Source organism: Caldithrix sp. (assembly GCF_056497305.1).
In genome coordinates, this window is record NZ_JBSMDE010000015.1 from 22443 (window position 1) to 33134 (window position 10692).

The 10692-nt window shown below is 44.3% G+C and carries 8 protein-coding genes; all 8 read left to right on the forward strand.

Features of this window, described 5'->3' with window-relative positions; translation table 11 throughout:
- The first annotated feature begins 33 nt into the window (after positions 1–33).
- Positions 34–1218, forward strand: a complete 1185-nt coding sequence (locus tag ACWB0I_RS01330; protein ID WP_479386228.1) for a hypothetical protein — start codon at positions 34–36, stop codon at positions 1216–1218.
- Positions 1219–1293: 75 nt separating this feature from the next.
- Positions 1294–2433, forward strand: coding sequence for a hypothetical protein (locus ACWB0I_RS01335; protein ID WP_479386229.1), 1140 nt, complete (start codon positions 1294–1296; stop codon positions 2431–2433).
- A 242-nt stretch (positions 2434–2675) separates the two neighbouring features.
- Positions 2676–3795, forward strand: a protein-coding gene (gene prfB, locus ACWB0I_RS01340) for a peptide chain release factor 2 (RefSeq protein WP_479386230.1) whose coding sequence is annotated in 2 segments (ribosomal slippage) — positions 2676–2744 and positions 2746–3795 — 1119 coding nt in all. Because the reading frame shifts where the segments join, the coding sequence is not laid out codon by codon here.
- A gap of 73 nt (positions 3796–3868) precedes the next feature.
- The gene (gene lysS / locus ACWB0I_RS01345; RefSeq protein WP_479386231.1) at positions 3869–5368 is read left to right on the forward strand and encodes a lysine--tRNA ligase; all 1500 of its coding nucleotides are present in this window, start codon (positions 3869–3871) and stop codon (positions 5366–5368) included.
- A complete protein-coding gene (locus tag ACWB0I_RS01350; RefSeq protein ID WP_479386232.1) occupies positions 5365–6600 on the forward strand; it encodes an FtsX-like permease family protein in 1236 nt (411 codons plus the stop codon). Before lysS ends, ACWB0I_RS01350 begins: the two co-directional genes overlap by 4 nt.
- A gap of 2 nt (positions 6601–6602) precedes the next feature.
- A complete protein-coding gene (locus tag ACWB0I_RS01355; RefSeq protein WP_479386233.1) occupies positions 6603–7295 on the forward strand; it encodes an ABC transporter ATP-binding protein in 693 nt (230 codons plus the stop codon).
- Positions 7296–7301: 6 nt separating this feature from the next.
- On the forward strand, positions 7302–9395 hold the full coding sequence (recG, locus tag ACWB0I_RS01360; RefSeq protein ID WP_479386234.1) for an ATP-dependent DNA helicase RecG: 2094 nt from the start codon (positions 7302–7304) through the stop codon (positions 9393–9395).
- Between the two features lie 12 nt (positions 9396–9407).
- Positions 9408–10460, forward strand: coding sequence for a glycosyltransferase family 2 protein (locus tag ACWB0I_RS01365; RefSeq protein ID WP_479386235.1), 1053 nt, complete (start codon positions 9408–9410; stop codon positions 10458–10460).
- Positions 10461–10692: the final 232 nt, after the last annotated feature.

Here is a 10692-nt window from a genome sequence, read left to right on the forward strand (position 1 = left end):
GAGTAAACCATTAATCTGATTTGGGAGAGAGCCATGAAAAAATTATCCTTTTCTTTGATCGTACTGCTGCTTGGGATTCAATTTGTTTTAGGCCAATTGCCCAATGCTGACCGAACCTTAATGTACACGCAAACCGGGAAAACAATAGAACCGGGCCGCCTCTTTATGTACAACGAAATGAATTTTTTTACCAAAGTGGCAGATTTTGTGGGGAATTTAAAACCTCAGAATTTCCAGACGGCCAATTACTGGCTGGTAGCCGGCAACACGGTGTTTACCTATGGTATTGCTGAACACTTTGATGCCAGTTTGGGCATTCGTGTTTATCAGGACACGCACTACAGTAACGAGTTTAATTTACCCGGAGATTTTTTCCTTACTTTGCGCGCTGGTTCGATTGAATTTGGTTACGGGCATTTTCAGGCAGCTCTGTTAACCAGTTTCCGAATTCCGGTTGGGGAGAAACACAATTATCCCTTTGCCGAATATGCCAGTGGGGCTTTTGAATATAGCTTTATGTCAGCTCTTTCCTTTTATCTTGATCCCTATTTTCCTAACCGCGCGCTCAGTTTTCACTACAATATCGGCATATGGAATCATAATGAAAAAGGACGCACCGTTTATAAATATGAAAGCAATTACCGCGATCCCAACGGCGTTTTGCATTTAGAAGGTGAAGAATTAAAAGGCACGGTCAATTCAGTCGATTTACGTATGGCTATGGCAGCGGTGATGCCCACCGATATGTTTGACTTCAGACTGGAGCTGTCGGGTATACTGTATTTGCAAAGACCAGATGTTTTTGTTTACAGCGCCGAAGAATGGGCCTTTTTATCTCCGAGCATTCGCTATAAACCGGCTAACTGGGCTTCGATTGATTTAGGGGCCGATTTCAGGCTTTCCCCGGCCGTACGGCAATGGACCAATCCGGTAATTCCTGATTTGTCTCAACGGCTTGATCTACCCAAGAATTATCCTTCGTGGCGGATTCATTTAGGCGCCAATCTGAATTTACAAATATTAAAGAGTGGCGTGCAAAAGGCCGAAGATTTGTATGAGCGCGAACAAATTCAACAAAGCCGCCAGTTTTTCGACGCTGTTATGCAGGAAAAAAGTAAGTCCAAGGATATTCAATCGGAAATTGAGAGTTTAAGAAAGTTGCGAAAAGAGACCGAACAGGAGATTCAGGAGCTGAAAAAATTATTGGAAGAAGATTAAAAAGTTTTATATTTTGAGTCGTAATTTTAAATATTGAGAGTTATTAGCAAATCAAATCGATTCTGGGAGGTTGAGATGAAAAGAGTCAGCCTGATCCTATTGGTTTTCACCATTTCTTTCCTTTATAGCCAGCCGCCAATAGGAAGCAAGAGCATGTTACATACCCATAGTGCGCAAACCCTGGGGAAAGGGGTTGTAACTTTGTATTCTGAAATGAATTTTTTTACCAGAGCTACAGAATTTGTTGGCGCCCAAAAACCGACAAATTTTCATGCCGCAAATTACTGGCTGGTGGTTGGCCAAACCTATTTGAGCTGGGGGATCCTTGATAATCTTGATTTTATTCTCTCCCCTCGTATCTACCAGGATACCCATTACTCCAATGAATACAATCTTCCCGGCGATCTCTTTACTACTTTAAAACTGGGCAATTTTGCCTTTATGGAAAGAAAGTTGAATATGGCAGGCGCCATTACCCTGAGATTTCCGGTCGGTGAAAAACACAACTATCCCTTTGTTGAATACGCCAGCGGAGCCATTGAATATGCTTTTACAGCCATGTGGTCTTATTTCTTCGATCCCTATCTACCAGATCGCTCCCTTAGCTTACATTTAAATCTGGGCTGGTGGAACCATAATGAAGCCGGTACGACCGTTTACGATAATGGCGGTAAAAAATACGATGCCACAAAAAATTCAAGTGAACTGCAATATGCCTTTGGCCTGATATATCCCACCGATATGTTTGATTATCGGCTGGAGATAATGGGTATTGCCTATCTGAATGAACCGGATGAATTTGTGTATAGCCGTGAAAATTACACCTATGTTACCCCCAGTATTCGGTATAAACCGCTTTCCTGGCTTTCTGCCGATTTAGGAATTGATATTCGAGTTTCCAGTGATCAAAATACGACGGACTTTACCAAAGTGGCTGCTCTGGCCAATCCGACTTACAATTTACCCAACTACTGTTCCTGGCGTGTTCACATGGGGCTCAATCTGCAAATCTGGCCGCTTACGACACGCAAACTGAGCAGTGCAGAGTTAGAACGCGAAAAGTTTAAAAAACGAGTTGAATTTTTTGAGAAAATTGTTCAAGAACGCGACAGAACAAAAGATGTACAGGAAGAGCTGGAGCGTTTGAAGAAAGAACGCGAACAAGCCGAAAAAGAACTGGAAGAATTAAAGCAAATTCTTCAGGAAGAAAAATAAAATTTACTCAACGGCCCCTTTATAACGGGGCCGTTCTTTTTTGAACCGCACATAAGGCCGATGTTTTACTAACGATGGGCTGGCAAGAAAATTCTTCAATTTGCCTTCATAGAACATTCCTCTTAAATTTGGTTTTTTATTTTTAATTTAATGTAATCAAAATTTCAGCGAATAGATTGCATTTAAGTTGTGCGGGCTTAATACATTATTAAAGAGCTAAACAAACCGAATGAGGATGGAAAATGGAACGGGAATATTTGCAACGTATTGAAAACCTTGAACAACGGGTCAATAACCTACGAGGTTATCTTTGACATAGATAATAAAAAACAAAAAATTCAGGCCCTGGAACAGCAAAGTGCGCAGGACGGATTCTGGAATGATCAGGAGAGCGCTCAAAAGGTTCTGAGAGAACTAAATCAAAATAAGGAGTGGGTCGATGCCTGGCAAAGCGTGAACAGTCTGGTACAGGATGCGCGAATCCTGTTGGAAATGCTCGAAGAAGATGATGCCAGTGAAATTCGGGAGGAACTGGAATCGCATTTGCAGCAGGCAGAAAAAGAGATCGCCTCCCTGGAATTCAAGCGTATGCTTAGCGGACCGGATGATTCCAAGAACGCTATTCTGACCATTCATCCTGGCGCAGGGGGCACCGAAAGCCAGGACTGGGCTTCCATGTTGATGCGCATGTATCTGCGTTTTGCGGAACGGCAGGGTTTTGAAACAGACATTATGGATTACCAACCCGGGGAAGAAGCTGGCATCAAAAGCGTGACCATTGAGGTCAAAGGGGATTACGCCTATGGCTATCTGAAGGCTGAAAATGGGGTGCATCGTCTGGTGCGCATTTCGCCGTTTGATGCCAATAAACGGCGTCACACTTCCTTTGCTTCGGTTTTTGTGCTGCCGGAGATCGATGAGAATATCGATGTGGAAATTAATCCGGCTGATCTACGCATCGACACATACCGCGCCAGTGGTGCCGGCGGGCAGCATGTAAACAAAACCGATTCTGCCATCCGCATCACCCATATTCCTACGGGTATTGTTGTTCAATGCCAGAATGAACGATCGCAACACAAAAACAAAGCCAATGCTTTAAAAATATTGGCTTCCCGACTCTATCAGCTTAAATTGGAAGAGCAACGCGCTAAAAAAAAGGAATATGAGGAATCCAAACGGGATATTGCCTGGGGTAGTCAAATCCGCTCTTATGTTTTTCATCCTTACAATATGGTTAAGGATCACAGGACCAACTATGAAACCAGTAACGTGCAACAGGTGATGGATGGCGATATTTACCCCTTTATTGAAAAGTTTTTGGTTCAGTTTGGCGGGCAAGACGGATCTGCCATGGACTGACCTTAAACCGGTGAGAGCATTCGGCAAGTTTTTAGCCTAATTCAATTGTAGTCAAAGACATTCGGAAGGAGAAATGATCTTGGAAGAGTTTAACCAGTTAATGAAGGTGCGCTTTGAGAAATTAAATAAATTACGTGCATTGGGAATTAATCCCTACCCTTACGCTTACGATCAGACGCACAAATCCAGAGAAATAAAGGAACAGTTTGAAACCCTGGAAAAACAGATGGTTTCTGTGGCCGGACGCATGATGACCGTACGCCTGATGGGCAAGGCGGCGTTTTGCGATATTCAGGACGAACAGGGCAGAATTCAGATTTACGTTCGTAAAAATGAAATCGGTGACCAGGACTTTGAAGTTTTTAAAATGCTTGATATTGGCGATCTGGTCGGTTTTAAAGGCGAGGTCTTTAAAACACGGACTGGCGAAATTTCGGTATTTGCCCGGGAATTTAAATTATTGGCCAAATCATTGCGTCCTTTGCCCATTGTTAAGGAAAAAGAAGAAGACGGCAAACGCATTGTTTACGATCAGTTTGCGGACAAGGAATTGCGTTACCGTCAGCGTTACGTTGATCTTATTGTTAATCCAGAAGTCAAAGAAGTTTTTGTGAAACGCACGAAAATCATTCGTGCTATTCGCTCTTTTTTAGATGATCGGGGCTTTCTGGAGGTTGAAACGCCCATCCTGCAACCCATTTACGGCGGGGCCACGGCACGACCTTTTGTCACGCACCATAACGCCCTGGATCGTAAACTGTACCTGCGCATTGCCAATGAACTGTATCTTAAACGGTTGATTGTGGGCGGTTTTGAACGCGTGTACGAGTTTGCCAAAGATTTCCGGAATGAAGGAATGGACCGTTTCCACAATCCGGAATTTACCCTGCTGGAACTTTACGTGGCCTACAAAGATTACCTCTGGATGATGGATTTTGTGGAACAATTGTTCGCTCATGTGGCCCAAACCGTACTTGGCACAACAAAAATCCATTTCAATGGTCATGAAATCGATTTAAGCCCCCCATGGCAACGACTGACCATGTACGAATCCATCGAAAAATTTACAGGCGTGGACATTTCTGACATGGATGAAAAACAACTCCGCGAAACGGCTGACAAACTCAAAATAGAGGTTACCCCAGAGATGGGGCCTGGTAAAATAATTGATGAAATTTTCGGGGAACTGGTTGAACCAAAACTCATTCAGCCAACATTTATTTACGATTATCCCATTGAAATGTCACCTCTGGCCAAAAAGCATCGTGATAAGCCGGGATTGGTTGAACGCTTTGAACCAATCATTGCCGGTAAAGAAGTGGCTAATGCATTTAGCGAACTTAACGATCCCATCGACCAAAAAGAGCGATTCCTGGAACAATTAAAATTACGCGAGCGGGGCGATGAAGAAGCGCAAATGATGGACGAGGATTACATCCGCGCTCTGGAATATGGCATGCCGCCTACTGCAGGCCTGGGTATTGGCATTGACCGCATGGTGATGCTTTTAACCGATCAGCCGAGCATCCGTGATGTTATCCTGTTTCCACAAATGCGTCCGGAGAACCGATGAATTCATTTGAATTTTTTATTGCTAAACGTTATTTCAAAGCTAAACGTCGCACGGGATTTATCTCCATCATTACCTATGTGTCTATTGCCGGGGTTATGATCGGTGTGACGGCGCTTATTCTGGTGCTAAGCGTGATGAATGGCTTTGAACAGGAAGTGCGTTCCCGTTTGCTCGGTGCAGATGCTCATCTGCGCATCCGAAAATTTTACATGGAACCCATTACGCGCACCGATTCTCTGTTAAAGCTGGCCAATAGCCTGCCTCATGTTGTGGGGGCCTCGCCTGTTATTGTAGATAAAGGTATGATCTCTGGAAAGGATCGCCAATATGCCACTGTGGTTAAAGCCATCGATCCGGAACTGGCCAATAAAGTGGTGGATTTAAAGAATCACCTGGTTTTAGGTGAATTGGATTTTACCCCCAAATTATTCCAGGGCAAGATGTTGCCGGGTATTGTGCTGGGACGTTATCTGGCGGATGCGCTGTTTGCCACCCATGTGGGCGATATTGTTACGGTGTGGACCATGCCCAAAGAGGGCGGCATATTTAGTCAACCGCGCGTCAAACAGTTTTATGTGGCTGGTCTGGTGGAAATTGGTTACTATGAATATGATAAGACCCTGTCTTACATGTCGCTGAAAGATGCTCAACAACTTTTTGGTATTAAAGGAGTAACCTGGATTGAACTGAAGTTAGACGATTACAATCTGGCGGGCCGCATTGCCCAACAAATCGAAGAGATGCTGGGCTACCCTTACACAACCGAAACCTGGTTTCAATTGAACCGTTCTCTTTATTCCTGGATGGAAATCGAAAAATGGGGCGCCTTTGTCATTTTAAGTTTGATCATCATGGTGGCCGCTTTTAATATTATCAGTTCATTGATCATGGTGGTTATGGAAAAGACAAGGGAGATTGGCATTTTAAAATCGATGGGCGCTTCGTCTAAATCTATTTTAAAAATCTTTTTGTACGAAGGATTGCTGGTCGGTGTAATTGGGACCATTTTGGGTTGCGTAATTGGTTACACTGCGGGTTTTATTCAACTAAAATTTCATGTTATCTCCCTGCCACCGGATGTGTATTTAATTAATTCTTTGCCGGTGGTAATGAAGTGGGCCGATTTTGTGGCCATTGCCAGTATTTCCATCTTGCTTAGCCTGCTGGCTTCTCTGTATCCGGCCTATCGGGCTTCGCAACTGGTCCCTGTTGAAGCAATAAGATATGAGTGAGTATGAAAAACATTATTAAAGTCGAAAATTTAGTAAAGAATTACGATAGCGGTCCCCAAAAGGTTGAGGTTCTAAAAGGACTAACATTTGCTGTAAAGCCGGCTGAAGTTGTAGTAATTAAGGGGCCCTCCGGTGTGGGGAAAAGTACTCTGCTGCATATTCTTGGCGCCCTTGATTTACCGACTTCCGGCAAGGTCTGGCTGGATGGGCAGGATATTAATGCCTTCAGCAATAGCGAGCTGGCTCGTTTTCGCAATAAATCGGTGGGCTTTGTTTTTCAATTCCACCATCTGCTGCCGGAATTCACGGCTTATGAAAATGTCTTGATTCCCTCTTTCATGCACGAACCGCTGACCAAAGAAAAAGAAGACTATGCCAGGTATTTACTGCAGGAAGTGGGACTGGGGCACCGCCTGGAGCACAAACCCAATGAACTCTCTGGCGGCGAGCAGCAGAGAGTTGCCGTGGCCAGAGCATTGATTAATAAGCCGAAAGTGGTTTTAGCCGATGAACCAACCGGTAATCTGGACCGTAAGAACAGCGAAATGCTCTATGAATTGATGCTCAGTTTAAATCATAAATTCAATCAAACGCTGATTATTGTAACCCATGATGATCACATGACCTTAAAAGCCGACCGTGTCATTGAATTGGACGACGGGCGCATTGTCAATGAAATAAAGCGTACCAGATGACGAACGATGTCTGATGATCAAAAAAACTATCCGCTTCAATATTTAAAAGGTATTGGACCCAAACGAGCGGCGGTGTTGCATCGCTATGGAATTCGTACCTTACACGACCTGCTTAATTTCTTCCCCAGAAAATATGTGGATCGTAGTCATATTGTAGCCCTGGATGCGCTGCAACCAGATCAGGAAGTGACCGTCGTGGGTAAAGTGGTTGCCGTGGGGATTCGCCACGGGCGCAGAAGATTTCTGTATGTGGTCATCAGTGACGATAAAGGCCTTTTGGAGGCCATCTGGTTTAATGGTATTGAGTATTTTAAAAATCAATTCAAGGTGGGCGAATGGGTCTCGTTTTCTGGTAAAGTCCAGTTTTATCGTGGGTTCCAGCTCACCCATCCGGAATTTGATCGATTGGGAGAAGGTGAGCTGGAAAAGATGCTGCACACCGGCAAAATCCTGGCCCTGTATCCGGGCAACGAAACCTTTAAAAGAGCAGGATTAAATTCTTACACATTCCGTAAAATTTTCTTTCACTGTTTTAAGAATGAAACCGTTAAGGTAGAAGAATACTTTCCGCCTGAAATTGTCGGCAGGCACCAATTTATGCCCAGAAAACAAGCCTATGTTCAAATGCATCTACCCGAAGATGGGAGGCTTTTGGAACGAGCCATTTACCAGTTTAAATATGAAGAATTTTTTAATTTACAGTTAATGCTGGCCTTACAAAGGAAGCATTTAAAAACAAAGACAGTAGGAATTGCCTTCACACAAAAGAGTGATAGGTTGGAAAGACTGTATTTTAAATTGCCTTTCCGGATGACCGAAGCGCAAAAGAGAGTGGTTAAGGAGATTCGGCGCGATATGCGCTTGCCCAATCCCATGAACCGCTTGTTACAGGGAGATGTGGGGGCCGGGAAAACTCTGGTGGCTCTGATGGCTATGTTGATTGCCATCGATAACGGCTACCAGGCGGCTCTGATGGTGCCTACAGAAATTCTGGCCGAACAGCACTATTTTAATATCACCAGATTACTCGAAGGACTGGATGTACCGGTCAGTTTGTTAACCGGCAGCAGCACGACCAAACAACGCAGGGAAATAAATTCCGTATTGGCCAGCGGAAAGCCACACATTTTGATTGGAACCCATGCCCTGATTTACAACCAGACACAAATCCCCAATCTTGGACTGATCATTATTGATGAACAACACCGTTTTGGAGTCAGGCAAAGAGCCAAACTGATTGAAAAAGGACAACAACCCGATGTACTGGTCATGACAGCCACGCCCATTCCCCGTACTCTGGCTTTAACCGCTTACGGGAATCTGGATGTTTCCATTATTGATGAATTACCGCCCAACCGCAAGCCAATTACTACGCTCTGGCGATTTGACAACACGGCGCCTAAAATCTACCAGTTTATCAGAGAGCAGCTGGAGCAGGGCGAGCAGGCCTACATTATTTATCCCCTGGTTGAAGAGAGCGAGAAAATGGATTTAAAAGCCGCCACCGAGGCTTACGAACGGTTGCGTCGTACAGAATTTAAAAATTATGGCGTAGGTTTATTGCACGGCAAAATGCGGGCGGCCGAAAAAGAGGAAGTAATGAAGCAGTTTGTCCACAATCAGATTCAGGTGCTCATTTCTACCACCGTTATTGAAGTAGGCATTGATGTGCCCAACGCTACGATCATGGTCATCGAGCATGCCGAACGGTTTGGCCTTTCCCAGTTACATCAACTCAGAGGGCGCATTGGCCGTGGCCAGCGAAAGTCGTACTGCATTCTCAAAACGCCTTACAATATCGGTGAAATTGCGCAGCAACGGATGAAAATCATGACCGAGACTCAGGACGGATTTGTGATTGCCGAAAAGGACCTGGAACTGCGCGGCTGGGGCGATTTTTTCGGCACACGGCAGAGCGGCATGCCCGAATTCAAAATTGCCAATCCTATTGCCGATCGGCCCATTCTGGAACAGGCACGCCAGGATGCCTTTGAGCTGGTGGAGAAAGACCCCTTTTTAAGAAAAGCAGAACACAAAGCATTACACGATTATTTAGTGGCCCATCTTAAAGAACGGATGGATTTAATCAATATTAGTTAATTGGAGATGAACATGGCTACCAAAACGCCAAAGCTCACGATTGTAATCCCCCATTACAATGGCCTGCAAATTCTGGATGATTGTCTGCGTAGTTTATTTAATAATTCGTTTAAGGATTTTGTAATCCTCCTGATCGACAATGGCTCTACAGATGGCAGTCAGCAGATGGTAAAAAAGAAATATCCTGCTGTACGTCTGGTTCAAAATGAAGAGAATCTCGGCTATGCCGGAGCCTGCAATCAGGGCATTGATCTGGCGCAGAGCGAATATGTTTTACTGTTAAACAATGACACGGTAAGCCCTCCCCATTTTTTACAGGAAATGGTTCAGGCCCTTGAGCAGCATCGTTCAGCAGCTATGGCCCAACCTAAAATCCTTTCTGTTCAGGATCCGCCATTTTTTGATTACTCGGGAGCAGCGGGCGGTGAGATGGATGTTCTGGGCTATCCTTTTGCCCGCGGAAGAATCTTTGACATGGTGGAAAAAGACAAGGGGCAGTACGATGCATTTCCCAACCAGATATTCTGGACATCGGGCTGTGCCTTACTGCTGCGCAAAAGCGTGATTCAGAAAATTGGCAAGCTGGACGAAGATTTTTTTGCGCACCAGGAAGAAATCGATTTGAACTGGCGGGCGCAACTGGCCGGTTATCAGAATATTGTGGTGCGCTCTACATTTATTTATCATTATTCAGGCTACACCCTGCGCCAGGACAATGAATTTAAAATGTATCTGAATCATCGTAACAATCTGATCATGCTAATTAAAAATTTTTCCATGCCGGTTTTGCTGCTGGTTTTGCCCATTCGCATTCTTTTTGAAATGGCTACCGTAGTAGCCGACTCCATATTGTGGGATGGCCGAAGGGGAAAGGCGGTATTACACGCTTTATTTTACATTGCACGACACCCGGTTAAAATCTGGAAAAAGCGCCATGCCGTTCAAAAATTGCGTAAAGTTTCGGACCGCGCCATTATTAAAAACATGTACCCGGGCAGTGTGGTGATTGACCATTTTCTGCGTAAATATCTGCCATATCACTGCGTAAAAAAGTTTAGAAAATAGGGGTAGCTGCAACTGGCTAGGAGCCAATAGAGCAGAGAATTGTCAATTCTAATTTTTAAATTCCTTACTAAGCATCATCTAAGGCAGCAGAGCCGCAACCAAAAGACATTTACACACGAATTTAAGTAAACACAGAGCGCACAGATAAGCATGTTTAAATTACTAATTACGAAATATTTTGCAAAGAGACAATTTGTGACCAGTCGGTGAGGCACCGTGCCGGCATGTCATT